At 72.8% G+C, this 24,815-nt stretch carries 21 protein-coding genes; 8 read left to right on the plus strand and 13 right to left on the minus strand.

Translation table 11 applies throughout. The features are described 5' to 3' along the window. Positions 1–86: 86 nt before the first annotated feature. Genes cobA through J0911_RS06080 form a run of 3 tightly spaced genes read right to left on the minus strand, consistent with a single transcriptional unit; the run spans position 87 to position 4,094 of the window. Positions 87–1,406 carry a uroporphyrinogen-III C-methyltransferase gene (gene cobA, locus J0911_RS06070; RefSeq protein WP_207274570.1) on the minus strand — a complete coding sequence of 440 codons (1,320 nt, stop codon included), beginning with the start codon at positions 1,404–1,406 and terminating at the stop codon, positions 87–89. Continuing rightward, on the minus strand, positions 1,399–2,361 hold the full coding sequence (locus tag J0911_RS06075; RefSeq protein WP_207274571.1) for a phosphoadenylyl-sulfate reductase: 963 nt from the start codon (positions 2,359–2,361) through the stop codon (positions 1,399–1,401). Before J0911_RS06075 ends, cobA begins: the two co-directional genes overlap by 8 nt. Then, positions 2,358–4,094, minus strand: coding sequence for a nitrite/sulfite reductase (locus J0911_RS06080; protein WP_207274572.1), 1,737 nt, complete (start codon positions 4,092–4,094; stop codon positions 2,358–2,360). The genes J0911_RS06075 and J0911_RS06080 overlap by 4 nt, the downstream gene beginning before the upstream one ends. A gap of 290 nt (positions 4,095–4,384) precedes the next feature. Here J0911_RS06080 and J0911_RS06085 point away from each other — a divergent pair, with 290 nt between their 5' ends. Beyond that, positions 4,385–4,735: a hypothetical protein gene (locus tag J0911_RS06085; RefSeq protein ID WP_207274573.1), complete on the plus strand. Its 351-nt coding sequence runs from the start codon at positions 4,385–4,387 to the stop codon at positions 4,733–4,735. 18 nt (positions 4,736–4,753) lie between these two features. Here J0911_RS06085 and J0911_RS06090 read toward each other — a convergent pair whose 3' ends face one another. Further along, complete coding sequence (locus J0911_RS06090; RefSeq protein ID WP_207274574.1) at positions 4,754–6,076, minus strand: serine hydrolase domain-containing protein; 1,323 nt, start codon at positions 6,074–6,076, stop codon at positions 4,754–4,756. A 70-nt stretch (positions 6,077–6,146) separates the two neighbouring features. Beyond that, the gene (locus tag J0911_RS06095; protein WP_207274575.1) at positions 6,147–7,307 is read right to left on the minus strand and encodes a glycosyltransferase family 4 protein; all 1,161 of its coding nucleotides are present in this window, start codon (positions 7,305–7,307) and stop codon (positions 6,147–6,149) included. Positions 7,308–7,560: 253 nt separating this feature from the next. On the opposite strand from J0911_RS06095, the gene J0911_RS06100 reads away from it, so the two are divergent. Continuing rightward, the gene (locus tag J0911_RS06100) at positions 7,561–9,084 is read left to right on the plus strand and encodes a sugar transferase (RefSeq protein ID WP_307864939.1); all 1,524 of its coding nucleotides are present in this window, start codon (positions 7,561–7,563) and stop codon (positions 9,082–9,084) included. Between the two features lie 19 nt (positions 9,085–9,103). Here J0911_RS06100 and J0911_RS06105 read toward each other — a convergent pair whose 3' ends face one another. The 4 genes from J0911_RS06105 to J0911_RS06120 form a co-directional block, all read right to left on the minus strand. After that, the gene (locus tag J0911_RS06105; protein ID WP_207274576.1) at positions 9,104–9,562 is read right to left on the minus strand and encodes a GNAT family N-acetyltransferase; all 459 of its coding nucleotides are present in this window, start codon (positions 9,560–9,562) and stop codon (positions 9,104–9,106) included. A gap of 30 nt (positions 9,563–9,592) precedes the next feature. Continuing rightward, positions 9,593–10,087 carry a DUF456 domain-containing protein gene (locus J0911_RS06110; RefSeq protein WP_207274577.1) on the minus strand — a complete coding sequence of 165 codons (495 nt, stop codon included), beginning with the start codon at positions 10,085–10,087 and terminating at the stop codon, positions 9,593–9,595. A gap of 96 nt (positions 10,088–10,183) precedes the next feature. Continuing rightward, positions 10,184–10,876 (minus strand): LuxR C-terminal-related transcriptional regulator, encoded by a 693-nt coding sequence (locus J0911_RS06115; protein ID WP_207274578.1) that lies wholly within the window; start codon positions 10,874–10,876, stop codon positions 10,184–10,186. Continuing rightward, the gene (locus tag J0911_RS06120) at positions 10,873–12,297 is read right to left on the minus strand and encodes an ATP-binding protein (RefSeq protein WP_372434844.1); all 1,425 of its coding nucleotides are present in this window, start codon (positions 12,295–12,297) and stop codon (positions 10,873–10,875) included. The genes J0911_RS06115 and J0911_RS06120 overlap by 4 nt, the downstream gene beginning before the upstream one ends. A gap of 135 nt (positions 12,298–12,432) precedes the next feature. Between J0911_RS06120 and J0911_RS06125 the strand changes: the two genes are divergently transcribed. Both J0911_RS06125 and J0911_RS20195 read left to right on the plus strand, forming a co-directional pair. Further along, entirely contained in the window at positions 12,433–13,995 is a 1,563-nt protein-coding gene (locus tag J0911_RS06125) for a PspC domain-containing protein (RefSeq protein ID WP_207274580.1), read from the plus strand. Further along, on the plus strand, positions 13,992–14,387 hold the full coding sequence (locus J0911_RS20195; RefSeq protein WP_242636339.1) for a hypothetical protein: 396 nt from the start codon (positions 13,992–13,994) through the stop codon (positions 14,385–14,387). Before J0911_RS06125 ends, J0911_RS20195 begins: the two co-directional genes overlap by 4 nt. Before the next feature lie 81 nt (positions 14,388–14,468). Here the strand turns inward: J0911_RS20195 and J0911_RS06135 are convergent, their stop codons facing one another. The 3 genes from J0911_RS06135 to guaA are packed head-to-tail and all read right to left on the minus strand — an operon-like array spanning position 14,469 to position 18,054. Further along, positions 14,469–15,092, minus strand: coding sequence for a prepilin peptidase (locus J0911_RS06135; protein WP_307864940.1), 624 nt, complete (start codon positions 15,090–15,092; stop codon positions 14,469–14,471). 56 nt (positions 15,093–15,148) lie between these two features. Further along, positions 15,149–16,414 (minus strand): glycosyltransferase family 4 protein, encoded by a 1,266-nt coding sequence (locus J0911_RS06140; RefSeq protein WP_207274581.1) that lies wholly within the window; start codon positions 16,412–16,414, stop codon positions 15,149–15,151. 38 nt (positions 16,415–16,452) lie between these two features. Continuing rightward, the gene (gene guaA, locus J0911_RS06145) at positions 16,453–18,054 is read right to left on the minus strand and encodes a glutamine-hydrolyzing GMP synthase (RefSeq protein WP_307864941.1); all 1,602 of its coding nucleotides are present in this window, start codon (positions 18,052–18,054) and stop codon (positions 16,453–16,455) included. A gap of 80 nt (positions 18,055–18,134) precedes the next feature. Here guaA and J0911_RS06150 point away from each other — a divergent pair, with 80 nt between their 5' ends. The 3 genes from J0911_RS06150 (at position 18,135) to J0911_RS06160 (ending at position 21,056) form a co-directional block, all read left to right on the plus strand. Continuing rightward, positions 18,135–18,548 (plus strand): DUF3817 domain-containing protein, encoded by a 414-nt coding sequence (locus J0911_RS06150; protein WP_207274582.1) that lies wholly within the window; start codon positions 18,135–18,137, stop codon positions 18,546–18,548. A gap of 134 nt (positions 18,549–18,682) precedes the next feature. Beyond that, on the plus strand, positions 18,683–19,822 hold the full coding sequence (locus tag J0911_RS06155) for a hypothetical protein (protein ID WP_207274583.1): 1,140 nt from the start codon (positions 18,683–18,685) through the stop codon (positions 19,820–19,822). 58 nt (positions 19,823–19,880) lie between these two features. Continuing rightward, positions 19,881–21,056 (plus strand): MalY/PatB family protein, encoded by a 1,176-nt coding sequence (locus J0911_RS06160; RefSeq protein ID WP_307864942.1) that lies wholly within the window; start codon positions 19,881–19,883, stop codon positions 21,054–21,056. Between the two features lie 66 nt (positions 21,057–21,122). Here the strand turns inward: J0911_RS06160 and J0911_RS06165 are convergent, their stop codons facing one another. Next, positions 21,123–21,983 (minus strand): SURF1 family protein, encoded by an 861-nt coding sequence (locus J0911_RS06165; protein ID WP_307864943.1) that lies wholly within the window; start codon positions 21,981–21,983, stop codon positions 21,123–21,125. Between the two features lie 253 nt (positions 21,984–22,236). Between J0911_RS06165 and J0911_RS06170 the strand changes: the two genes are divergently transcribed. Then, positions 22,237–24,792 (plus strand): phosphoketolase family protein, encoded by a 2,556-nt coding sequence (locus J0911_RS06170; protein ID WP_207274584.1) that lies wholly within the window; start codon positions 22,237–22,239, stop codon positions 24,790–24,792. Positions 24,793–24,815 lie beyond the last annotated feature (23 nt).

Raw genomic sequence — 24,815 nt, forward strand, 5'->3', positions numbered from 1 at the left:
CCAGCGGGAATCACTGAGCGCCGGTCCCGCCGCCGATGGGCCTTCGGTGCGGCGGGAGCCGGCGCTCAGCTGTCTGTGGGGCCGGCTCAGCCGGCCGGCCGGTCGTGCCAGGCGGGCGCGAGGCGGACGACGTCGCCGACGACGACGACTGCGGGTGGGCGGACCTCCGCTTGCGCGGCCCGGTCCGCGATGTCGGCGAGGGTGCCCACGGTGACGCGCTGGCGAGGACCGTAGCCGTCCTCGACGACCGCCACCGGGGTGTCGGCGCGGCGCTCGCCCGTGACGAGCGCCGCGGCGGTCTCGGCGAGGCGTGAGACTCCCATGAGCAGGACCAGGGTGTGGTCGGGGCCGCCGGCCACACCGGCGCCGTCGGCGGCCGGACCTTTCGCCTGGAGGGCGTCGTGCCCGGTGAGCACACTGAAACCGCGGGCGACGCCCCGGTGCGTGAGGGGGATGCCGACGGCCGCGGGCACCGAGACGGCGCTCGTCACGCCCGGCACCACCTCGGTCTCGATCCCGGCGTCGAGGCACGCGGCCAGTTCCTCGCCGCCCCGCCCGAAGACGTAGGGATCGCCTCCCTTGAGCCGCACCACGTTCCGCCCGGCGGTGGCGTGCTGCACGAGGATCCGGTTGATCTCGTCCTGCGGCACGGGATGGTTGCCCGCGGTCTTCCCGACCTCGACCACCTGCACGTCGGGCGCCAGTTCGTCGAGCAGCGACCGCGGCCCGAGCCGGTCGGCCACGACGACGTCGGCCCGGGCGAGCAGCGACCGTCCGCGGACACTGATCAGCCCGGCCTCACCCGGGCCGCCGCCGACGAGCGCCACCCGGCCCGGACGGACGGTGGCGCCGGCCGACGCCACCGGCCTGCGACGGCGGATCGGGAGCTCGCCCGACTCCAGCTGGGCCTGCACCTCGGAACGGATCGCCTGGGCGCGCCGCGGGTCGCGGCCCGCGTGCACGGCGACGGTGATCTCCTCCGTCAGGCCGGCGCCGTGGAGCCGGACCCGCGCGACGGCCGGGGTCCAGGCGGTCCCGGCCCCGGCGTCACCGGCCGTGACGCAGAAGACGCGGAGTGCCTCGGCGTCGTCGGCCACCTGGCGGTCCGTGGACCGGTCACCGGTCGCGGTGTGGGCCAGCCAGGCCTCGGCCAGGTCGCCCGTGCGGTACTCGCGCCGCACCCACTCGGCGGCACCGTCGGCCGGCCCGGTCTCGGCGCCCGCGACCAGCGCCGCCAGGTCCTCGCAGAGCTCCGGAGCGATCACCCGCACCCGCGCGCCCGCGTCGACCAGGCCCCGCGCGCGCCGCGCGGCCACGGGCCCGCCGCCGACCACGACGACGAGCCTGCCCGCCACGCGCAGGCCCAGCGGGTACGGGAAGCCGTCCGGCCCGGAGGTCTCAGCCATGGAGACCGCACTCCACCTTGTCGCGCCCCGCCCAGCGGCCGGAGCGCTTGTCCGCACCCGCCGCCACGCGCTGGGTGCAGGGAGCGCACCCGATCGACGGGTAGCCGTCGCCGAGCAGCGGGTTGACGACCAGCCCGTGCTCCTGCGCGTACTCGTCGACCTGCTCGTCCGTCCAGCCGGCGAGCGGGTTGATCTTCACCACCTGGTTCTTCTCGTCCCAGGTGATCAGCGGCGCGTTCCGGCGGGTCGAGGCCTCGCCCCGGCGCAGACCGGTGGCCCATGCCTCGTAGCCGCGCAGTGCCTGGCGCATCGGTGCCACCTTGCGCAGCGCGCAGCACTTCTCGGGGTCACGCTCGTACAGGCGCGGACCGTGGGTCGCGTCCTGCTCCCCGACGGTCCGTTCCGGGCGCACGTCCACGATGTTCACGTCCAGCGACAGCTCGGCCGCGTCCCTCGTGCCGATCGTCTCGGCGAAGTGGTAGCCGGTGTCGCCGAACAGCACGTCGACCCACGGCAGCTGCTTCGCGACGAGGTGCGCCAGCACGGTGTCCTGCATCGACGACGCCACCGCGAGCCAGGGACCGAACTCTCGCACCGCCCAGGCGATGACGGCCTCGGCCGACGCCTCACGATGCGTGTCCGGCCCTCCCGGAAGCGAGGTCCCGTGCAGGAGGGCCTGCCCGCGCTCGACGACGTTCTTCAGCTCCTCGGGGGTACGACGGCGGCGCACGCCCCCCGCCCGGATGTGCGCGTGCGCCTCGCGTGCGGCCGCCCGGGCGCGTTCGCGGGCCTTCGCGCGGGCGCGGATCTGCTCGAGTCGCGGCAGGCTGCCGCCGAGGCTGGTGGCCGTCCCGTCCGCGACCGGCGCGATCACCGACGTCGCCGCAGAGGAAGGCTCCTCGGAGCCGGCGGCCACGCCCGTGACCGTCGTCGAGCCGGAATGAGGACCGCTCATCGAAGTGCCTCCTCGTCCGCGCGGTGTGCCCACTGCGCGAAGGTCTCGTCACCCTCGCGCTCCTTCTCGAACTGGCGCGTGACGCGCTCCACGTAGTCCGCGATGCCGTCGGCGGTCACCTTGAGGCCGCGCACCGTCCGGCCCAGGCCGGCCTCGTCGCGCTCCTTCGAGGCGAGCCCACCGCCCAGGTGCACCTGGTAGCCGGGCACCTGGTTGCCGTCGTCGTCCATCACGAGCTGGCCCTTGAGGCCGATGTCCGCCGTCTGGATGCGCGCGCACGAGTTGGGGCAGCCGTTGATGTTCAGACTGATCGGCTTCAGCCGCGACATGTCCCCGAGCCGCTCCTCGAGCTGGTCGATGGCGATCGCCGCGTTCTGCTTCGTCTCGACGATCGCCAGCTTGCAGTACTCGATGCCGGTGCACGCGATCGTACGGCGGCGGAACTCGCTGGGTCGCGTGTGCAGGCCGATCTCGCGCAGTTCCTTGGCCAGCGCCTTGACCTCCTCGCCCGGCACGTCCAGCACCAGGAGCTTCTGGTGCGGGGTGAGCCGGACGCGCTCACTGCCGTGCGCCTCGGCGAGGTCCGCGACGCGGGCGAGGATGTCACCCGACACGCGCCCCACCGTCGGCGCGACCCCGATGAAGAACGTGCCGCCCTTCTGCGGGTGCACGCCGACGTGGTCGTTGTCCGACGACGGCGCGGGCGGCTCGACGCCGTCCGGCAGCTCGTACCCGAGGTACTCGTCCTGCAGCACCTGGCGGAACTTCTCCGTGCCCCAGTCCTTGAGCAGGAACTTCAGGCGGGCCTTGTTGCGCAGGCGGCGGTAGCCGTAGTCACGGAAGATCCGCACCACGCCGTGCCACACGTCCGGGGCCTGCTCCTCGGTGACGAAGACACCGAGGCGCTCCGCGAGCCGCGGGGCGGTCGAGAGGCCGCCGCCCACCCACAGGTCGTAGCCGATGCCGAGCTCGGGGTGCTCGACCGCGACGAACGAGATGTCGTTGATCTCGTGCACCACGTCCTGGCTGGGATGACCGGTGATGGCCGACTTGAACTTGCGTGGCAGGTTCGCCAGCGACGGGTCGCCGATGAAGCGCTCCTGGATCCGCTCGATCACCGGCGTCGGGTCGATGAGCTCGTCCGTGGCGATGCCGGCCACCGGGCTGCCGAGGATGACGCGGGGGCAGTCGCCGCACGCCTCGGTGGTGGACAGGCCCACGGACTCCAGGCGGCGCCAGATCTCCGGGACGTTCTCCACCTCCACCCAGTGCAGCTGGATGTTCTGCCGGTCGGTGATGTCGGCCGAGCCGCGGCCGAAGTCCTTGCTGATCTGAGCGATGGTGCGCAGCTGGGTGGTGCTGAGGGCGCCGCCGTCGACCCGCACGCGGAGCATGAAGTAGCGGTCCTCGAGCTCGTGCGGCTCCAGGGTGGCGGTCCTGCCGCCGTCGATCCCGGGCTTGCGCTGGGTGTACAGACCCCACCAGCGGAAGCGTCCGTGCAGGTCGTCGTCGGTGATGGCGTCGAAGCCCTCGCGGGCGTAGACCTGCTCGATGCGCTCGCGCACCTGGAGCGGCGCCGACTCCTGCTTGAACTCCTCGTTGTGGTTCAGCGGCGTGGTGCCGTCGATCTTCCACTGACCGTTGGGGCGGGCCTTGCGGGCCGGACGGGCGGTACCGGTGGCCGCGTCCGAGGGGGTCGGCCGCGCGGAGGCGTGCTCGGGTGCCTGAGTCATGTGAAGGTGATCCTTGTCCGTCGTTCGCTGGTCGGTCGGGGCGGCGTACGACGGCAGGAGGATCAGCCGTCCCGAGAGGGGCGTCGATCGCCGGCGTACGCCAGTGGACACGGGCACATTCGCGTGCCGCGCATCTCCTCGGGGCGCATCGACCGGATCACGTCACCGACAGTAACCAGCCGGGATGGTGTGCGTAATCCCCTTCTCACATCGTGGATACCGATGTGAGCCATCGATCATGTCGATGTCTCGTGCATCGCGCCCGGAACGGCGGGGATAAGCTGCCGGACATGGAGTTTCTCTACGACGTCTTCGTGTTCGTGCACTTCGCGAGCTGGGCCCTGGTGTTCGGCGGCACCATCGCATCGATGCGCAGCAAGGCGCTCTACAGGGCGGTCTCGCACGGAGCCTGGGGCGCCCTGGTGGCCGGCGTCGTCATGGTCGGCATCGACGAGATGGCGGACCTGGGCCACACCGAAGGGCTGATGGCCAAGATCGGCGTGAAGCTGGTCGTCGCGCTCGCCGTCGCGGTCGTCGCCCAGCTCGCGGTGCGCAAGGGCGAGAACGTCTCCCAGGGCCTCAAGGGCGCGATCCTCGGTCTGACCCTGGTCAACATCCTGGTCGCGGTCTTCTGGCACTGAGGACGCCCGCGCGCCCTGTCAGCAGGTCGCCAGCAGCATCGGCGTCAGGAGCACGCCGAGGTCGTACAACGGGGCCTCGCCGCCGCTAATGTCGCGGGCGTTGACGCCCAGGGTGATCTGGCGCTCGCCGTCGAGCGAGGACCAGTTGATGCTCACCGTCCCGTACGCGGCGCCGTCGTGCCCGTACAGGAACTCGCCCGGCTCGCAGGGGTCGGGGACGCGGTAGACGCCGAGCCCGTACTCGATGGTGCCGCCGAACAGGGTGCCGCGTGGCGTGACCATGTCCTCGACCGTCTCCGACGACACCAGCCGCCCCGAGAACAGCGCCTCGTTCAGCCGGTTCAGGTCCCGCGTCCCGGCCGTGGCCGCACCCGCGGCGGCGAACATCGTCGGGTCCCACTCGTCCAGCGACTCCCAGCCGCCTTCCTCGCCGGCGTACGCCGCACCCACCATGAAGGGGCCGCGGACACCGGGCTCCTCCGGGTAGCCGGCGTGCCACATCCCGGCCGGGAGGAAGACGCGCCACGTCAGCAGCTTGTCGAGCGGCCACCCGGTCTCCTCCTCGAGCATCAGCCCGAGCAGCACGTAGCCCGCGTTCGAGTAGGCCCCGTCCGTTCCGGGCTCGAAGTCCCACGGCAGGTTCCCGATCGTGGTCAGGTGGTCGTCGATCGTGTACCGCTGCTCGAGCGCGTCGAGGAAGTCCTCCCACGACTCCAGGTCGGAGACGCGATCGATGATCATCTGCTGGATGTGCAGCGCCGGCGCACCCGAACGGTGGCTCATCAGCTGCTCGACGGTCACGACACCGGCGATCTCGGCCGGGAGCACTCCCGGCAGCACGTCCTCGACGGTGGTGTCGAGGGTCCACCGGCCGCGCTCCACCTCCTGCATCACCAGCGTGGCCACCATGGTCTTGGTGTTGCTCGCCACGCGGAAACGGTCGTACGCCCTCGCCGGGGCGTTCCCGCCGAGCTCGCGCAGCCCGGCAGCACCCGTCCAGCGCACGCCCGGCGCCTCCACGCGGGCGGTGGCACCCAGGGCGCCGTCGGCCACCACGGCCGCGACCGCGTCGTCGAGCGCCTCGTCCACGTCGTCCGACGCGGGGCCGGGCTCGGCGCCACGGGTCCGCGGCCCGGCCGTCCGGGCGTCCTGGATCCGCTTCGCCTCGGCGACCGCGTCGTCGATCTCGGCGACGAGCCGTTCCCGTCCGTCCGGCTCCGGAGCCGACGGCGCCGGCGCTGCCGCGGCCACGCCCGCGGCCGGGACCGTCACCGCGAGCAGCGCGCCCGCGAGAATCCGCACGCCCCGGCGGGAGCGGGACATCCTTGCTGTTCGGGTCATGTTCTCCTCCTTCGCTCGCGACCATCGTCACGGCGGACGACGGCGTGACGGATCCGCCGCCGGGAGGACATCACCGGGAGGCGGTCTCCTCCCCGGGACGGAGGCCGAGGACCACACGTGCCATCCGGGCACGGTACTGCTCCACGCCGAAGCGCTCCTGGGCGTCCTTGCGGCCGGCCGCGGCGAGCGCGGCGGCCCGCTCCGGGTCGTCGAGCAGTTCCGCGACCGCCCGCGCGAGAGCGGCGGGGTCGCCGGGCGGGACACCGATCCCGGTCTCGCCGTCGCGCACGATCTCCGCCAGGCCCTGTGTGCGGCTCGCGACGAGGGGCCGTTCGGCGCTCAGCGCCTGGACCGCGACGTTCCCGAAGGGCTCGACGCGCGAGGGCACCACGACGACGTCGGCCCGGGCGAACCACTCCCACGGGTCGGCGTAGCCGACGAAGTCGACGGCGCCGGCGAGGTCGGGACGTGCCGCCCGCGACCGGAGCTCGTCCTCGAACCACTCGTAGCCCGTGAACGCCGTACCGCACAGGGTCAGCCGGACGTCGCGGCCGCCCTCCCGCAGCCTGCCCACGGCGTCCAGCGCGACGTCCGTCCCCTTGCGAGGGCTGAGCCGCCCGACGAGGACGACCCGCGCGGGCCGGGACGCCGAACCGTCCGCGGGCGCATCGGCCCTGCCGGTACGGTCGGGCACGGGCACGCCGTTGTAGATCACCTGGGTCCGGCGCCGGAGCAGGGGCACGGCACCGACGACGACGTCGCGGGCCGACGCCGAGTTCACCACCACGTCCCGGGCGAGCAGCAGCGGCGCGTTGAGGCCGATCCGCAGGGGAAGCGCGGCGTCCGCCTCCGCCTCGTGCACGTGACACACGGGTGCGACCCGGGCCCACCGCGCGGCGACGAGCCAGGCGGGAATGGTCACGGTGTTCACCACCACCGTGTGTGGCCGATGACGTCGGACGATGCGTACCATGCGCGGGGCCGCCCGCAGGGTGTGCGCGAGGAGTCCGACGATCCCGCGAGGGCTCAGGACGGCCTTGCGCAGCACCGGCATGTCGACGATCTCGACGCCGGCGCCCGCGCCCAGCAGTTCCTTGACGAGCGGCCCTTCGTGCGGAAGCGCGACGACGACTTCCGCTCCGGCCTCCCTGAGGGCTGTCGCGGTCTCGACCAGCTGCAGGTCGGACCCGTACAACTCGGCGGACGCGTGGGCAAGAAGGACCGTCGTCATGCCTGAACTGTGCCATCCCGCCGCGGCTGCGCGCCCCTCAGGCCGGGCCGGAGGCCTCCGCCGGGGGCTCGACACGCCAATCACGAAACGCGGTATATCGGATGAAATCACGGGTGAACTTGCGATGAACGACGAGCAAGAGGGCACTTTCCGATTTACCGTGATCAGTGCCCCGCCTCCGCCGGGGCACTCCACCTCGCCCGGAACACCATGACCGGCACCGCTCACCGATGAATCTGAGGGGAAATCGCGCGTGACGACAGAGGCCGTGATGGCCGGGGCCCCAGCCGTATCCGCCGGCAGCACGACAACCCAGCACGAGGCCGCCCCCGGCTCCCTGCCCGCAGCCGCCGCCGACCTCCGGTCCGTACCGGTCCGGTGGTGGTCGCGGCATCGCGTGCTGGTCCGGCTGACCGACGCCCTCGTCGTGGTCGGCGCGGCGCTCGTCGCCTCACTGGTGCACCTCGCGCGCCCGGTCGGCGAGGCGCACCCCATGACCGCGCCGGTGCTCCTGTCGACGGTGGTCGCCTGGCTGGTCGCGCTGGAGTGGGGCAAGTCCTACGACTGGCACCTCTTCGGCGGGGGCATGGCCGAGTACCGACGGGTGCTCGGTGCCACCGGGAAGACGTTCGGCGTCGTGGCGGTCGCCGCCTGGCTCACCGGGCTCACGGACGCGCGGGCCGTGGTGCTCGTGACGTTCGTGCTCGGCGTGGCCGGCCTCCTGGCGGCACGGTTCTCCTGGCGCCGCCGGATCCTCCGCCTGCGGGAGCAGCGCGCGGCCTGCGTCACGGACGTCGTCGCCGTGGGGCACCCGGCGCAGGTGTCCCGGTTCGTCGAGCGGGTCACCGCCGCACCGCACCACGGACTCCGCGTGGTCGGGGCGTGCGTCCCCGCCGGAGAGGCCGACGCCGGCGACCTGATCGACGGCGTCCCGGTGCTCGGCGTCCCGGACGAGGCGGGTGAGGCCGCGGAACGGGCCGGCGCCAGTGCCGTGGTCGTGAGCGGGTCCCACGAGGTCACCTCCGACGTCGTCCGCCGCCTCGGCTGGGCGCTCGAGGAACGCGGCGTCAGCCTGATGCTCACGACCGAGCTCACGGACATCGCTCCCCCGCGCATCAGCGTGTCCCGGGTTCCGGGGATGTCGCTGCTGCACGTCGACCTCCCGCGGTTCACGGGGCCCAAGTACGTCGTGAAGCAGGTGATGGACGGCGTGCTGGCTCTCGTCCTGGCCGTGATCGCCGCGCCGCTGATCGGAGTTCTCGCCCTCGCCGTCGCCCTGACGAGCCGCGGGTCGCCGTTCTACGTCTCCGAGCGCGTGGGGCGGGACGGCCGCATCTTCTCCATGGTCAAGCTCCGGACGATGCACCAGGACGCCGACCGCCTCGTCCCCATGCTGTCCGCCGTCGACGACGGCGCGGGCGTCCTGTTCAAGATGCGCGAGGACCCGCGTGTCACGTCGATCGGGCGGGTGCTGCGCCGCTACTCGCTCGACGAGCTGCCGCAGCTCTTCAACGTCCTCGCCGGCCACATGAGCCTGGTCGGCCCGCGCCCGCCGCTCCCGCACGAGGCCGCCGAGTACGAGGAACGGATGCGCCGCCGCCTGCTGGTCAAGCCGGGCATGACCGGCCTGTGGCAGGTTCGCGGCCGCTCGGACCTGTCCTGGGAGGAGACCGTCCGGTGCGACGTGTACTACGCCGAGAACTGGACGCCTCAGCTCGACCTGCTCATCCTCGCGGACACGGCCCGAGCGGTGATCAGCGCGAAGGGCGCCTACTGACGTCCGCTCACGTACGGCCTCAGGACCGGCGCAGACGCATCGGGGTGTGCGGGATGCCGTCCTCGAGGAACTCCTCGCCGTCCGGGGCGAACCCGAACGTGGCGTACCAGCCCACGAGCGGGGACTGCGCGTCCAGCACGACGTCCCGGCCGTCACCCGCCTCGTCGATGTGCGCGAGCGCGGCACGCATGACCTGATCGGCGAGGCGCTTGCCACGGGCCGTGCGGTCCAGGCAGACCCGGCCGACCCGCCAGAGCGCGTCGTCGTCCAGGACACGCGCCGCGCCGAGGACCCGGCGGCCGGCGTCGTCCGCGGGGGCGAGCAGGGCCACGTGCGCGGTCGTCGGTTCCGTGTCGCGGCCGTCGAGGTCCGGGTACGGACAGTCCTGCTCGACCACGAACACGTCCTGACGCAACCGCCACAGGCCGTAGGCGACGGCGGGCTCCAGCTTGTCGAACGGTGCGACGAGAATCTCCATGCGCCTATTCTCGGGCCGGAGCGGAGTCGCTCAGACCAGGAAGAGGCCGACGATCCACGTCGTCGCGGCGGCCAGCGCGCCCAGGAGCTGGATGCCGATCGTCATGGCGCTCGCCTGCAGGGCGGCGACGGTCGCACGCCAGGCCGTCACCCGGTCACGCCGCCGGATCAGCTCGACCGCGAACACCGCCGCGGCGAAGAACAGGAACAGGCCCACCACGGGCACCACGAAGAAGCCCACCACCCCGGCGACACCGCCGATCACGATGGTCGACGTCGGCACCTCGGACCGCTTCATGTGCCCGCCGGCCACGACGTACTGCAGCACCTCGGCGATCACGAGGAAGGCCGCCGCGACCGCGAAGACCGTCCACGCCACGGGGCCACCGGTGAGGAACGCCCACACCAGGATCGCGGCACCGACCAAGATGCTCCCGGGGAGCACCGGGACCACGATCCCGATGAGCCCCACCAGGATGGCGAGCCCGACGAGGGTCTCGGTGATGCCGTCGAAGTTGACGTCCACGGTTCGGTACTTCCTGTCCGTCGGGGAGGGTGACGGGCTTGAGCGTACCGTCAGTTTTGTCCGGAGCTTTGCTCTCCGGAGCCACACGCACCGGCGTCACAGGAGCCGGCGTGCGGCGGCCCAGCGGGTCAGCTCGTACCGCGACGAGAGCTGCAGCTTCCGCAGCACCGCCGACACGTGGGTCTCGACCGTCTTGATCGAGATGAACAGCTCGCTCGCGACCTCGCGGTAGGAGTATCCGCGGGCGATCAGCCGCATCACCTCCTGCTCGCGCTTGGAGAGGCGGTCCAGCTCGTCGTCGGCGACCGCGATGTCGGCGGCGCCCGTCCCGAACGCGTCCAGCACGAACCCGGCGAGCCGGGGCGAGAACACCGCGTCGCCGCCCGCGACGCGGACCACCGCCGCCGACAGCTCCGGCCCCGAGATGTTCTTCGTGACGTAGCCGCGAGCGCCCGCCCGGATCACGGCGACGACGTCCTCGGCGGCGTCGGAGACGGACAGGGCGAGGAACCTCACGGCGGGCCCGCTGCCGTTCGGGCGCGCCAGGTCGGCGCAGCGCCCGACCACCTCCGCTCCCCCGCCGCCGTTCCCGCCGGGCAGGTGGACGTCGAGCAGGACGACGGGCGGGCGCTTCTCGTGCACGACCGCGACGGCGGAGTCGACGTCGTCCGCCTCGCCGACGACGGCGACCCGCTCGTCGAGGGAGGCGCGTACGCCGGTGCGGAACATGTGGTGGTCGTCGACGAGCACCACGGGTACGCGCGAGCGGGGCTGTGCGTCGGCGGTCATGCGTTCTCCTCGGTCTTCGTCCCGTTGGTCTTCGTCCTGCCGGCGTTCCCGCCGTTGGCCTTCGTCCTGTCCGACGGCGGTTCCTCGCGGGGCACCCGCATCCGCACCTCGGTGCCCCATCCGGGCCGACTCTGCACCTCGGCGACGCCGTCACGCCGTCGGACACGCCCGAGGATGGATTCCCGGACGCCGAACCGGTCGGGTGCGATCTCCTCGAGGTCGAAGCCGTCGCCTCGGTCGCGGACGAACGTCTCCACGGTGTCGTCACCCACCTCCAGGTAGACGGAGACGGGCGGGCGCCCGTGGGTGGCGGCGTTGACGAGAGCCTCGCGCGTGGCCTGGAGCAGGGCGGCCGTGGTGGGGCCGGGTACGCAGTCGCCCACCGCGACGGTGTCGACGGTCAGGGGAGCGAACGCGTCCTCGACCTGGCCGACGAGGTCCCGGAGCTCGGCGGCGAGGGACTCGCCGGGTGAGGGCCGGTCGTCGTAGAGCCACTCGCGCAGTTCGCGTTCCTGGGCGCGGGCCATGCGGGAGACGAACTCGGAGTCCTCGGCGCGGGCGCGGATGAGGGCGAGCGTCTGGAGCACGGAGTCGTGCAGGTGGGCGGCGATGTCGGCGCGTTCGGCCTCGCGGGCGCGGGCGGCGCGCTCGTCGCCGAGTTCCCGCACGAGCTTCAGCCACCACGGTGCGAGCACGAGGATGACGCCGGCCACCACGGCGACGGAGGCGACGGTGGCCTGCACCATGGTGTTGAGCGAGGCTTCCTGGCCCACGAGCATGAGCACGCCGACCATCGTCAGCAGGATGCCCCCGACGAGGCGCAGCACGCCGGCGCGCGTGCGCGGGCTGCCGCCCAGCCAACGGCCGCGTGACGTCCCGTCGAGCTGGCTCCAGGCCAGAGCGATACCGCCGAGGACGATGAGGGCGGGAAGCAGCCAGGAGGCCCACAGCTGCCAGCCCGCCTGGACCGCGAGGAGGAGCGCGGCGCCGCTGAGCAGGACCACACCGATGGTGATGTCGCGCGTGTCGAGCCGGGTGACCGGGCCGGAGAGGCGCAGGCGGTCGGTGAGCGACCGCGCCGTCGCCTCCTCGCGGTTGTCGTCCGTGCCGGCCAGCCGCGGTGCGAGCCGCTGCCGTGCGGGGTCGCCGGGCGTGGCGGGTTCCGGACGGCCGAACGGGACGGTCACCCACCAGAACAGGTAAACGACGGCGCCGGCGCCGTTCAGGAGCGTCGCCAGGACGAACAGCGCCCGCACCAGCCAGACGGGCACGCTCAGGTGCGCCGCGAGGCCCGCGGCCACGCCGGCGATCCAGCGCCCCTCGCGGGGGCGCCGCAGGGTGAGGCGAGCGGGGGCCGAGGGCGCGTCGTCGCCGGGACCGGCGGGCAGACCGCTCTCCGTCGGCGGTGCTGGTTTCGTCACACCATGATCGTGGCACGTCATGCGGGCCCTGAGGAGCGGCGGGCGCGGATCTCAGGGTGCCGGGGACACCGAACCAGGGTCGGTTCAGGGCAGCACCCGATCCATATCGCGCCTGCCGTGGACGAGCATGGAGACATGACCACAGACCCGACCGCAGGCGAGGGGCCGACGCCATCGGGCGAACCCGCGCCGAGCGCACAGCAGACCTCGTTCGAGGAGCAGGCCCCGCCGCGGCCGCAGCAACCGCCGGTGGCGCCGCCGCGTCCGGCCGGCTCCGGCTTCTTCGACTCGATCCGCCGCAGCGGCCTCTACCGCGCCGATCAACGATGGGTGGGAGGCGTCGCGTCCGGTGTGGCCGCTCGGCTGGGCTGGGATCCGCTGCTGGTGCGGGGGCTCTTTCTCATCACCTTCTTCCTGGGCGGGATCGGCCTCATCGCGTACGGCCTCGGCTGGGCGCTGCTGCCGGAGCAGTCCGACGGCCGCATCCACCTCGAGCAGGCGGTCCGCGGCACGTTCGACGTCGCCCTCCTGGGAGCGGCCGTGTTGTTCCTGTCGGGGTTCGCCTGGGGCGGCCCGTGGGACTGGTGGGACGTGAACGGGGGCTGGATCTCCACGGTGTTCTGGCTCGCGGTCATCAGCGGGATCGTGTACCTGCTGGTCCAAGCGGTCCGACGCCGGCCCTCCACGGAGGGTGAACCGCACGCGCAGCCGTACCCCGGCACGACGTCGGCCCCCGTGGCGCCCGGTCACCCGGCACCGCCGGCGGCCAACGGGGTCGTCGGGCTCGACGACCGGTCGGCGACCGCCGTACGACCGGGCGACGTCCCGTCCGGCCACATGCCCTCGGGCGGCGGGCCGCAGCCCCCGTACACGGCCACGGCCGTACCGCCCGGGGCCGCCCCGTACCCGCCGGCCACCCCCTACACGCCGGCGACCCCGCCGCGGCCGCCGCGTCGCAAGGGCGGCGGGATCGGGATCGTCTTCGGGCTGATGCTCCTTGCCGGGGCGCTGCTCCTGCTCGACCGTCTCGTCCTGGGCGGCGTGGCGCCCTCCCTGTCCACGGACGGGGAGATGGGCCTCTGGGGCGCCTGGCTGGGCATCTCCCTGGTGATCATCGGCGTCGCGATCGTCGTGGCCGGGCTCCGGGGGCGGACCAGCGGAGGTCTGGGGGCGCTGGCGATCGTCGGCCTGATCCTGGGTCTCCCGACGCTCGCGTGGCTGCAGGCGGACGTCTCCGCCCGGATCGACGACGGCCGCGCGGTCGTCGGCGAGGTGCTCGAGTTCGACGGCCGGGTCGACGGCTACGAGCCGGGCGCGCCCGTCAGCGAGGGCACGTTCTCACCGAACCGGATCTCCGAGGCCGAGAACGGCTACTCGGTCAGCTGGGGAGATCCCACGATCGATCTGACGGATCTCGACCTGTCCACGGTCGGCCCGGACGATCCGGTCGAGGTACCGATCGCCGTCGGCGCGGGCTCGGCGACCGTCATCGTGCCCGAGGACGCCGCGGTCGAGGTCGACGGACGCATCTCCGCCGGAGCGTTGCAGTGGTTCGCGGACGGCGACGACCGGACCTACAGCGGCGTCAACGACCAACGGGTCGAGATCGCCGGCGACGAGGTCGGCGACGACGGGGCCGAGCTCCGGCTGCTCGTCGAGATCGCCGCGGGCGAACTCATCATCGAGGAGGAACAGTGAGCGAGAACAAGCACGAGCCCGATGAGGCCCGGGAACGGACGTCACCGCACGACGACGCGGCGGAGCGGGCCGGCGTCCCGGGGACGGCGGATCCGACCGAGACGATCGAGGGCCCTCCCGCCCCGTCGCCGAACCACGATCCGCTCCCCACCGCGGTGCAGACCGTGCCCCACCCGAACGCCGGCGCCCGGCCGGCGCCGTCCCAGGGTCCACGCGTCGGGACGGTCGTCTGGGGCCTGGTGGTCCTGGCGATCGGGCTGGGCGTCCTCGCCGCCGCGGCGGGCGCCCGCATCGACGTCAGCCTGGCGGCGATCCTGCTGCTGGGCGGCGCCGGCATCGCCCTGGTGGCCGGCTCGATCGTCTCGAGCTTCCGCCGCCGCGGCGAACCGTGACGACCGCGGCGACCACGTCGCCGTGTGCCGTGGGTGTCGCCACGGCGCACGGCGACGTGGTCGCCGCAGGTTCACGGCGCGTCAGGACGCGAGGCGCTCCCACGTGAGGGCCACCACCACCCCGAGGAGCATGAACGGGCCGAACGGGATGTACGACTTGCGGCCGGCCAGCCGGAACAGCAGGAGCGCGACGGCGACGACACCGCCCACGACGTACGGCGCCACCGCCGCGACGAGGAACGCGTCCCAGCCCCACCAGGCGGTGACCGCCCCGAGGACACCGGCCAGTTTCACGTCCCCCAGGCCCACCCCGCCCTTGAAGACCAGCCACATCAGCAGGTAGAAGCCCGCGTGGGCGGCGAACCCCAGCGTCGCCCGCCAGAGCGCCTCCCAGGACGGCCCCCCGGTGACCGCCCCGGCCACCGCGGCGAGCGCGAGGAGAACCGGCACCACCGCCGTCGTCGGGTACACGATCGCGTTCGGCAGGCGATGCGTCCGCGCGTCGATCACCCCCAGTGCCGCCCCCGCCACCGCGAGGACGACGACGGCCGGCGTCGCCCACGAAGGGCCGCTCGCCCAGACCGCCCAGACGACGGCCAGGGCGGCGGTCGCGAGCGTGGACCGCGCGAACGGCCGCACCTCGCCGAGGATTCTGGTGGACAGCGAACCGGCCGGGATCGCCGGTCGGGTTTCGGACTCGGTCACGGGACGAGCGTAGACAGGTCGTCCCGAACCGCACAGTCGTTCCGGACCCGGTGCCTTCAGGACCTGTCGGTCAGTTCCGCCGCCCGGGCGTACGCCTTCTCGGTCTGCGCGAGGACACCGGGCCAGTCGTAGGCCGACAGGCGGGCCGCGTCCCGGGAACGGTCCAGCAGTCCCCGCAGCAGGCCGGGCTCGGTCGCGAGCCGCACGAGGGCGTGCGCGAGGCCGTCGTCGTCGGGCACGACCAGGCCGTCGATGCCGTCCGCGACCCGCTCCGCGACCCCCGACCCGGCCCGCGTCAGGACCGCGAGACCGGCCGCCTGCGCCTCGAGCGCGGCGATCCCGAACGCCTCCGCCACGGCCGGCGCGACGAACACGTCGGCGCCGGCATGGAGCGCACGGAGCTCGCCGGCATCGAGGGGGCCGGGAAGCGAGACCACGCCGGACAGCCCGTGGTCGGCGACGAACCGGCGAGCTCGCCCGAGCTCGGCCCCGTCGCCGGCGAGCGTCACACGGAGTCGGCCGTGGCCACGGTTCCCGCCGCGACCGGCCCTCGACAACGCCTCGTGCGCCCGCAGGACCGCGGCCAGCAGCGGGAGCATCCGCTTGCGTGGCGCGAATCGCGCCGCGGAGACCACGTGCACCCCGGCGCCGGAGTCCTGCGCCCGTGTCCCGGTCGGCACGGCCTCCGCCGTGGTGCCGCCGTCCGGACCCGCCGCCCCGGTGCTCCACTCCGCCAGGTCCAGCCCGTTCGGCAGGACCATCACCTCACCGCGCGTCCCGACGATGCGCCGCAGCGGCGCCGCGGTCAGCTCGCTCACCGCCGACCACAGCACGGGCCACCGCGACCACCCGGTGACCAGGTCGGCGGCGGCGAACGCGCGCCATGCGGAGCCCCACACGCTGTGCACGGTCAGCACGGTGGGCAGGCCGAGCCGGGTGACCGGCCGCAGTGCGGCCTGGACCGTGGGCGCGAGCACCCCCAGGTGCAGATGGACGACGTCGGGCCGCGCCCCACGTGCCGCCGGCTCGCGCAACCGCCGTATCACGTGTGCCGTCGACCGCGGATGGACCGGCCAGCCCCCAGGAACCCGCGCGGCGATGCGGTGCACCGTCACGTCGGGTGCCGCGACGGCGCCGGGCCTGGAGGGCCCCAGGCGCTCGACGGCCGTGGTCACCCCGCTTTCGCCGGGTGCCCGCGGTGTCGTGGTGACGACCTCGACGTCGTGCCCGGACGCGGCCTGCCGCGCGGCGAGCCGCGCCACCTGCGTCTCGATCCCGCCCATCAGGGGCGCGAAGGTGTCGGAGACGTGCACGATCCGCATCGGGGGCGCCTCCGGCCTGCTGTTTCTCGGCCGGGCACTCACTCCCACTCGATGGTCCCGGGCGGCTTGCTCGTCACGTCGAGCGTCACCCGGTTGACCTCGCGCACCTCGTTGGTGATGCGCGTGGAGATGACCGACAGGACGTCGTACGGGAGCCGCGTCCAGTCGGCCGTCATGGCGTCCTCGGAGCTCACCGGGCGCAGCACGATCGGGTGCCCGTAGGTACGGCCGTCGCCCTGCACGCCCACGGACCGCACGTCCGCGAGCAGCACCACGGGGCACTGCCAGATCTCGCCGTCGAGCCCCGCCCGGGTCAGCTCCTCCCGCGCGATCGCGTCGGCGCGGCGCAGGATCTCCAGGTTGCGCTCGGTCACCTCGCCCACGATCCGGATACCCAGGCCCGGCCCCGGGAACGGCTGACGCGAGACGATCTCCTCCGGCACGCCGAGCTCGCGTCCCACGGCGCGCACCTCGTCCTTGAACAGCGTCCGCAGTGGCTCGACCAGGGAGAACGTGAGGTCGTCCGGCAGCCCGCCCACGTTGTGGTGCGACTTGATGTTGGCCGCTCCCTCGCCGCCGCCCGACTCGACGACATCGGGGTACAGGGTGCCCTGCACCAGGAACCTCACCTCCTCGCCGTGCGCGCCGGCCTCGGCGACGATGTCCCGCTGCGCGTCCTCGAACACGCGGATGAACTCGCGCCCGATGATCTTGCGCTTCTGCTCGGGGTCGGTCACGCCGGCGAGCGCCGCCAGGAACCGTTCCTTCTCGTGCCGGATGACCAGGTTCACGCCCGTCGCGGCGACGAAGTCACGCTCGATCTGCTCCACCTCGCCGGCCCGCATCAGGCCGTGGTCCACGTGCACGCAGGTGAGCTGGTCCCCCACGGCCTTCTGCACGAGCGCGGCCGCGACGGCCGAGTCGACCCCGCCGGACAGCGCGCAGATCACGCGCGCGTCCCCGATCTGGGCGCGGATGGCCTCGACCTGCTCGGCCACGACGTTGTCGGCCGTCCAGTCGGGAGCCAGCCCCGCGCCGTCGTACAGGAAGTGCTCGAGGACGGCCTGGCCGTGCGCGGAGTGCTTGACCTCCGGGTGCCACTGCACGCCGTAGAGGCGCCGCTCGCGGTCCTCGAAGGCCGCGACGGGGGCGCCGGCGCTGGTGGCGAGCACCTCGAAGCCGGGGGGCGCGGACCGCACCGCGTCGCCGTGGCTCATCCAGGCGGTCTGGTGCTCAGGGGTGCCGGCGAGCAGGACGCCCGCGGCGCACACGTCGATGCCGGTCCCGCCGAACTCACTGAGCCCGGTCCGGGCGACCTCGCCGCCGAGCGCCTGCGCCATGGCCTGGAAGCCGTAGCAGATGCCCATCACGGGAACGCCGGCGTCGAACAGCTTGGGGTCGACGCCGGGCGCCCCCTCGGCGTAGACCGACGACGGCCCGCCCGACAGGATGATCGCCGCGGGGTCCTTGGCGAGCATCTCGTCGACGGTGGCCGTGTGCGGCACGATCTCCGAGTACACCTTCGCCTCGCGCACGCGGCGCGCGATGAGCTGGGCGTACTGGGCGCCGAAGTCCACCACCAGCACCGGGCGGTGCTGGTGCGGTTCGGCGAGGGGCTGGTTCGCGGCGGGCGTCGTCACCCCAAGATTCTAAGTGTCCGACGGCGGTGCGCGGGTGCCCGGCCGGCGAAGCACCGGCGTCGGCCCACTAGGCTCGCGGTGTGAGCACCGCCGAGCCCGAGAGCCCGTCCGTTCCCTCCTCCGAGACCGCCGCCACCGCGATCCGCAAGGCGCGCGGCGCGCTCTCGCGATATCGCGTCCTGGCGCTGGTGACCGGCGTGATGCTGCTGGTCCTGGTGGTCGAGATGGGCATCAAGTACGTCCTCGGGGCCGTCGTCGACGTCGACCCCGTCATGCCGTTCATCGCATGGGTACCGTTCGCGCACGGGTGGATCTACGTCGTCTACCTCGTCACGGTGGCCGACCTGTGGTCGAAGATGCGCTGGGGTTTCGGGCGCCTGGTGACGATGGTGCTGGCGGGGGTCGTGCCGGTGATGTCGTTCGTGCTGGAGCGCAAGGTCCACGGCGAGGCGGAGGCCAAGCTGGCCGCGCTCGAGGAGCGCTTCGGCGTCTGAGGACCGGACACATCCGTTGCGTCCGTCACTTCCCTCTGATTTCCATCTCAACAGCGTAACGATCATTGACCCCAATCGCCAAGGTTTGGAAAGATAGTTCCACGTAGAACTTCACCCGGAATCAGGGGGCGGTTATGGGTGAGACGACTTTCCTCCATCTGGCCGTCGCGACCGCCGTCCTGGCGATCCCCGCGGTCGTCCTGGTCTCGATCGCGACCGTGGCGTCAAGCTTCTCCGGCCTCCTCAGACTCGGCTTCGGGGCACTCCGGGCAGGTCTGGTCCCTGAGCACCGATACGTCCGTGACCACGGCATAGACCACCTTTCGGCAGTTCGGGGAATCGTCGGCGTCCTGCTGCTGCTCACGGCGGAACTGATGCGGTCGCGCGCCGTGCCGACCACGCTGCCGGGCCCGGTCCCGGACACCGGCCTGCCGTCCTGGATCGGCATCCTGGCCCACGGGACCCTCTGGGCGGTGAGCTCTCTGGCAGCCGTCGCCCTTTTCATTTCTCTTGGTTCGCTCTTGATGTACAAGCGACGAGTTCGTTACCCACCACCCGTCACTCCCGAGGACGGGCGCGCGCGGTCGGTCCTCTCCCCCTTCCTCCCCCTGCGCGTCCCCGCCACGCTCGCGGTCATCGGCGTCCTGACCGTCGCCTACGTGATGGTCCTTCCTCCGCTCTGGCCGGAGGGCGGCGCCGAGCTTCCCGAGGCGCGGCCTCCGGACGTCGGAACGCTGGCCCTGCTGGCCGGGCTCATGATCCTGGGCATCATCGGGCTCATCCTGCTCGTCGGCGTCGTCGCCGTCGGGCTGCCGCTGGCCATCACGTTCCACTCGCGCGGCGCCGACGGCCACCCCACGCTCCCCGCACTCTGGTCGCTCGCGCTCGCCGGCCTCTACGTGACCCAGCGCGGCCCGGAGTGGTTCGCCGTGGCGTCCGACGCCGTGGCGGGCCGCGCCTCGGGCACGCTGCCCGGCGGCGCCACGGGCGAGCACCTCGTCACCGCGGGCATGGCCGGCCTCACCGGAACCCTGATCGTCGTCGTGATCTCGGTGTGGGAACTGGCGCGCCTGCACGCGGTGCACGGGATCGACCCGTGGACGCCGACGGCCGTCCTGCTTCCGGCGCACGCCACCGAGGCCGACAACCCGCTCGTCGAGCCGCACGCCGTTCCGGGCCTGCGTTCCGACAACCCGCGCAAGACCGCGGCGGCGCGCATCCCGCGCTACCTCAAGAGCAAGCTGGGGCAGGTCGGCCAGACGGTGAAGGGGTGACCGGGCCACGTCCCGAACACCCTGTCGTGCCGGGCCGGCGCTTTGGTTGAATGCCTTCGTGACCACGCACCCGTTCGACGCCATCACCGCCGAGCAGCTCCGCGACGCGGGCAGCATGAAGTGGACCGCCTTTCCGGGCACCATCGGAGCCTGGGTGGCCGAGATGGACTTCGGCACCTCACCCGAGGTCACGGCCGCCCTGCACGCCGCCGTGGACCGCGCCGTGTTCGGCTACCTGCCCCAGGCTCTGGTCACGGAGATGTCCGGGTCCTACGCGCGGTTCGCCGCCGACCGGTACGGCTGGGACGTGGACCCTGCGCGGGTCCGGCCCGTGTCCGACGTGCTCACCGCCCTCGAGGTGGTCATCGCCCACTACTCACGGCCTGGTTCGCCCGTCATCCTGCCCACCCCGGCCTACATGCCGTTCCTCACCCTGCCGGGCACGCTGGGACGCGACGTCATCCAGGTGCCGATGGCGGTCGCCGAGGGACCCGACGGCCCGCGGTACACCTACGACCTCGACGCGCTGGACGCCGCGTTCGCCGCGGGCGGCCACCTGCTGGTGCTGTGCAACCCGCACAACCCGATCGGCCGGGTGCTCACGCCGGACGAGCTGCGCGCGATCTCCGAGGTCGTGGACCGGCACGGCGGCCGGGTGTTCGCCGACGAGATCCACGCGCCGCTGACCTTCGCCCCGCACCGTCACGTGCCCTACGCCTCGCTCTCCGCGACGGCGGCCGGTCACACGGTCACGGCGACGTCGGCGTCCAAGGCGTGGAACCTGCCGGGGCTGAAGTGCGCCCAGCTCGTGCTGTCGAACGACGCGGACGTCACGACCTGGAAGGCGGTGGGCCACCACGCGGAGATGCAGGCCGCGACGCTCGGCCTGGTCGCGGCCGCGGCCGCCTACGACCACTCCCGTGACTGGCTCGACGACACCGTCGCCTACCTCGCCGGGAACGTCCGCGCACTGGCCGACGAGGTCGCGCGCCACGTCCCGGACGTGGCCGTCACCCCGCTGGAGGGCACCTACCTGTCCTGGCTGGACTGCCGCAAGCTGGACCTGGGCGACGCGTCGTCCCCGGCGGCGTACTTCCGTGAGCACGCGGGGGTCGCGCTGACGGACGGCGCGCTCTGCGGCGAGGCGGGCCGAGGCTTCGTCCGCCTCAACCTCGCCACCCCTCGCCCCGTCCTGCGTGAGGCCCTGACCCGCATGGCGGGCTCACTGGGATGACCGCCCGGCCCGCGCACCGACGCCGTCGTCGCGTGCCGGGGACACCGGCCGGCTGCCGGTGCAGCCTCATGCCGCCGGCAGCCCCGCGATTCCCGTCCCGGGGTCGGTGGCGTTGCCGCCACGCCTGCCGCCCGCCATCTCGTCGCGGACCAGCCGGATCCACAGCGCCACCGCGAAGCCGCCGAAAACCCACCACTGCAACGCGTAGAACGCGTTCTGCAGGTTGACGCCGGTACCCCCGTCGATCATCGGGCGGGGCAGCTGCTCCAGACCGGTCCCCTCGGTCTCCGAGTCCACGACGTACGCCGAGTAGATCGGCCCGCCCCATTCCTGGACCAGGGCACCGAGTGCGATCCCGTGCACGACCGGCCAGGGCGAGCCCTCGCCCCCGCCGCCGTCACCGGTGGCCACGTCGGCCGCCACGCCCTCGCTCGCCGCCTCTCCCGCCTGCAGCCAGCCCGTCACGCTCACGGTGCCCGACGGCGGATCGTCCGCGGCCGCCGGGTCCGCCACCCAGCCGCGCACGACGGCGAGCACAGGGGCCCCGGACAGGTCGGACCAGGACCGGCCACCGGTGCCGTCGTCGGACACCCGGAGCGGGGCGAGCACCAGGTAGCCGACCTCGCCCGAACGTCCGACCCGGCCCGCGACCAGCGACTGCCTGCCGGGTTCGAACTCACCGGTGACCTCGACCTGCCGGCCCACGAGTTCGCCCGGGAACGACGCCTGCGGCTCCAGAACCTCTCCCAGCCCGGCCGGGCCGGCGCTCGCCTGCTCCCGCGCCTCCTGCTCGGCCGCGAGTTCCGCCCGCTCGAAGGCGCGATCGAGCTGCCACTTGCCGAGCCAGCCGCACCCGCCGGCGGCCAGCAGGAACACCAGCAGCAGCGCGATCATGCGCGGCCGCCGCGCCACCGCCCAGAAACTCACGCCCCCACGCTACCCGCACCCCCGGCGCGCCTCGGAATCGCGCACGGAAAGGAGGTGGAGATCACGCCTCGGGACGCCCGCCCCGGCGCGGGCGGGCACCGTGCCGGTTCTTTCCGGAATGTCAAGGGGCGTCGGGCCCGGAGGCCCGTGACGTCCACCCCTGGCGAGCCACCGCGTCCTGCGGTCGAATGAGAGACGCGGCCCGTCGGACCGCATCCGACGTCAGGACTCCAGCGGAACCAAGGAGCGTGTGATGACGACCCTCCCGGCAACGACCTCCCCAGCCACCGCACCGCCGTCGTCCGCGGACGGCGACCGGCCCGGACCGGCCGCCAGCTCCCCCACCTGCCCGGTCCCGGGCGCCACACCCTGGACGGCGTCCGCCACGAACCGCCCGGATGACGAGGAGCTCGCCCGCCTGGACGCCTGGTGGCGCGCGTCCAACTACCTGTCGGTGGGCCAGATCTACCTGCTCGGGAACCCGCTGCTGCGCGAGCCCCTCACCCACGACCACGTCAAGCCCCGCCTGCTGGGCCACTGGGGCACGACCCCGGGGCTGAACTTCCTGTACGCGCACCTGAACCGCGCGATCCGGGAACGCCGGCAGCCCACCCTGTACCTCACGGGTCCGGGACACGGCGGGCCGGGACTGGTCGCGTCCGCGTACCTGGACGGCACCTACTCCGAGGTCTACTCCGACATCACGCAGGACACCGAGGGGGTGCGGAGGCTGTTCCGGCAGTTCAGCTTCCCCGGTGGGATCCCGAGCCATGTCGCGCCGGAGACGCCCGGCTCGATCCACGAGGGCGGCGAGCTCGGCTACGCCCTGAGCCACGCCTACGGCGCGGTCTTCGACAACCCCGACCTGCTCGTGGCGGCCGTGGTGGGCGACGGTGAGGCCGAGACCGGTCCGCTGGCCACCTCCTGGCACTCGAACAAGTTCCTCAACCCCGCCCGTGACGGCGTGGTCCTGCCGATCCTGCACCTGAACGGCTACAAGATCGCGAACCCGACGGTGCTGGCCCGCATCGGCCAGGAGGAACTCGGCGCGCTGCTCACCGGGTACGGCCACAAGCCGTACTTCTTCGAGGTGCCCGACGGCTCGGACGAGCCCCCTGAGGTGACGCACCGCCGGTTCGCGGGGCTGCTCGACGAGGTCCTGGACGACATCGCCGCGATCAAGGCGCGTGCCGCCGACGGTGACGTCACCCGGCCGGTCTGGCCGATGATCGTGTTCCGCACCCCGAAGGGCTGGACGGGACCGGCAGAGATCGACGGGAAGAAGACCACCGGCTCGTGGCGCGCGCACCAGGTGCCGCTCGCGAACGCCCGCGACACCGACGACCACCTGCGCGTCCTGGAGCAGTGGCTGCGGTCGTACCGTCCCGAGGAGCTGTTCGACGACGACGGCGCGGTGCGGGCCGAGATCACGGCCCTGGCGCCGCCCGGTGAGCTGCGGATGAGTGCCACGCCGTACGCCAACGGAGGGCTCCTGCTCCGCGACCTGCGGCTGCCCGACTTCCGGGAGTTCGCGGTGGACGTGCCCACGCCGGGCGGATCCACGGCGGAGGCGACGCGGGTGCTGGGCCAGTGGCTCACCGACGTCGTGCGGCACAACCCCGACAACTTCCGGATCTTCGGGCCGGACGAGGTGGCGTCCAACCGCCTGCAGGCCGTGTACGAGGTCACGGACAAGCAGTGGGACGCCGAGTTCTACGGCCCCGACGTGGACGAGCACCTGGCCCGTGCCGGACGGGTGATGGAGATGCTCAGCGAGCACCAGTGCCAGGGCTGGCTGGAGGGCTACCTGCTGACGGGACGGCACGGCCTGTTCACCAGCTACGAGGCCTTCATCCACATCGTCGACTCGATGGTCAACCAGCACGCGAAGTGGCTCAAGGTCACCAACCACATCCCGTGGCGGCGCCCGATCGCGTCCCTCAACTACCTGCTCTCGAGTCACGTCTGGCGCCAGGACCACAACGGGTTCAGCCACCAGGACCCGGGCTTCATCGACCACATGATGAACAAGAAGGCGGAGATCGTGCGCGTCTACCTGCCGCCGGACGCCAACACGCTCCTGTCCACCTACGACCACTGCCTCCGCGGCCGGCAGTACATCAACGTCGTGGTGGCGGGCAAGCAGCCCGCCCCCAACTGGCTGCCCATGGACCGGGCCATCGAGCACTGCACGCGTGGCCTGGGCATCTGGGACTGGGCCGGGACGGAGGAGCCGGGCACGAAGCCCGACGTCGTGCTCGCCGCCGCCGGCGACATCCCCACGCTGGAGGTCCTGGCCGCCGCCGACATCCTGCGCCACGAGCTGCCCGACCTGAAGGTACGGGTGATCAACGTCGTGGACCTGATGCGGCTGCAGGACGCGGCCGAGCACCCGCACGGGCTCACCCACCCGCAGTTCGACGGCCTGTTCACCCCCGACCGGCCGATCATCTTCGCCTACCACGGCTACCCCTGGCTCATCCACCGCCTCACCTACCGCCGCACCGGCCACGGCAACCTGCACGTGCGCGGCTACAAGGAGGAGGGCACGACGACCACCCCGTTCGACATGGTCATGCTCAACGACCTGGACCGGTACCACCTCGTCATCGACGTCATCGACCGCGTGCCGTCCCTCGGCTCGGCCCAGGCCGGCCTCCGGCAGCGGATGCAGGACGCCCGCCTGCGCGCTCGCGCCTGGACCCGGGAGCACGGAGAGGACATTCCCGACGTGCGCGACTGGGTCTGGCCGGGCTCCGAGAAGGCGGCGGCGCCGGCGACCGCCGACACGGGAGGTGACAACGAGTAGCCGTCGATGTCACACCGCGAGCG

Source organism: Myceligenerans salitolerans (assembly GCF_017349295.1).
Taxonomy (GTDB): domain Bacteria; phylum Actinomycetota; class Actinomycetes; order Actinomycetales; family Cellulomonadaceae; genus Myceligenerans; species Myceligenerans salitolerans.

What these genes read in the sequence shown, in the direction of transcription:
- cobA (WP_207274570.1), bottom strand. Translation starts at nt 1,406, where the DNA reads ATGGCTGAGACCTCCGGGCCGGACGGCTTCCCGTACCCGCTGGGCCTG.
- J0911_RS06105 (WP_207274576.1), bottom strand. Translation starts at nt 9,562, where the DNA reads ATGGAGATTCTCGTCGCACCGTTCGACAAGCTGGAGCCCGCCGTCGCC.
- J0911_RS06085 (WP_207274573.1), top strand. Translation starts at nt 4,385, where the DNA reads ATGGAGTTTCTCTACGACGTCTTCGTGTTCGTGCACTTCGCGAGCTGG.
- J0911_RS06095 (WP_207274575.1), bottom strand. Translation starts at nt 7,307, where the DNA reads ATGACGACGGTCCTTCTTGCCCACGCGTCCGCCGAGTTGTACGGGTCC.
- J0911_RS06075 (WP_207274571.1), bottom strand. Translation starts at nt 2,361, where the DNA reads ATGAGCGGTCCTCATTCCGGCTCGACGACGGTCACGGGCGTGGCCGCC.
- J0911_RS06155 (WP_207274583.1), top strand. Translation starts at nt 18,683, where the DNA reads ATGGGTGAGACGACTTTCCTCCATCTGGCCGTCGCGACCGCCGTCCTG.
- J0911_RS06170 (WP_207274584.1), top strand. Translation starts at nt 22,237, where the DNA reads ATGACGACCCTCCCGGCAACGACCTCCCCAGCCACCGCACCGCCGTCG.
- J0911_RS06090 (WP_207274574.1), bottom strand. Translation starts at nt 6,076, where the DNA reads ATGACCCGAACAGCAAGGATGTCCCGCTCCCGCCGGGGCGTGCGGATT.
- J0911_RS06125 (WP_207274580.1), top strand. Translation starts at nt 12,433, where the DNA reads ATGACCACAGACCCGACCGCAGGCGAGGGGCCGACGCCATCGGGCGAA.
- J0911_RS06140 (WP_207274581.1), bottom strand. Translation starts at nt 16,414, where the DNA reads ATGCGGATCGTGCACGTCTCCGACACCTTCGCGCCCCTGATGGGCGGG.
- J0911_RS06080 (WP_207274572.1), bottom strand. Translation starts at nt 4,094, where the DNA reads ATGACTCAGGCACCCGAGCACGCCTCCGCGCGGCCGACCCCCTCGGAC.
- J0911_RS06115 (WP_207274578.1), bottom strand. Translation starts at nt 10,876, where the DNA reads ATGACCGCCGACGCACAGCCCCGCTCGCGCGTACCCGTGGTGCTCGTC.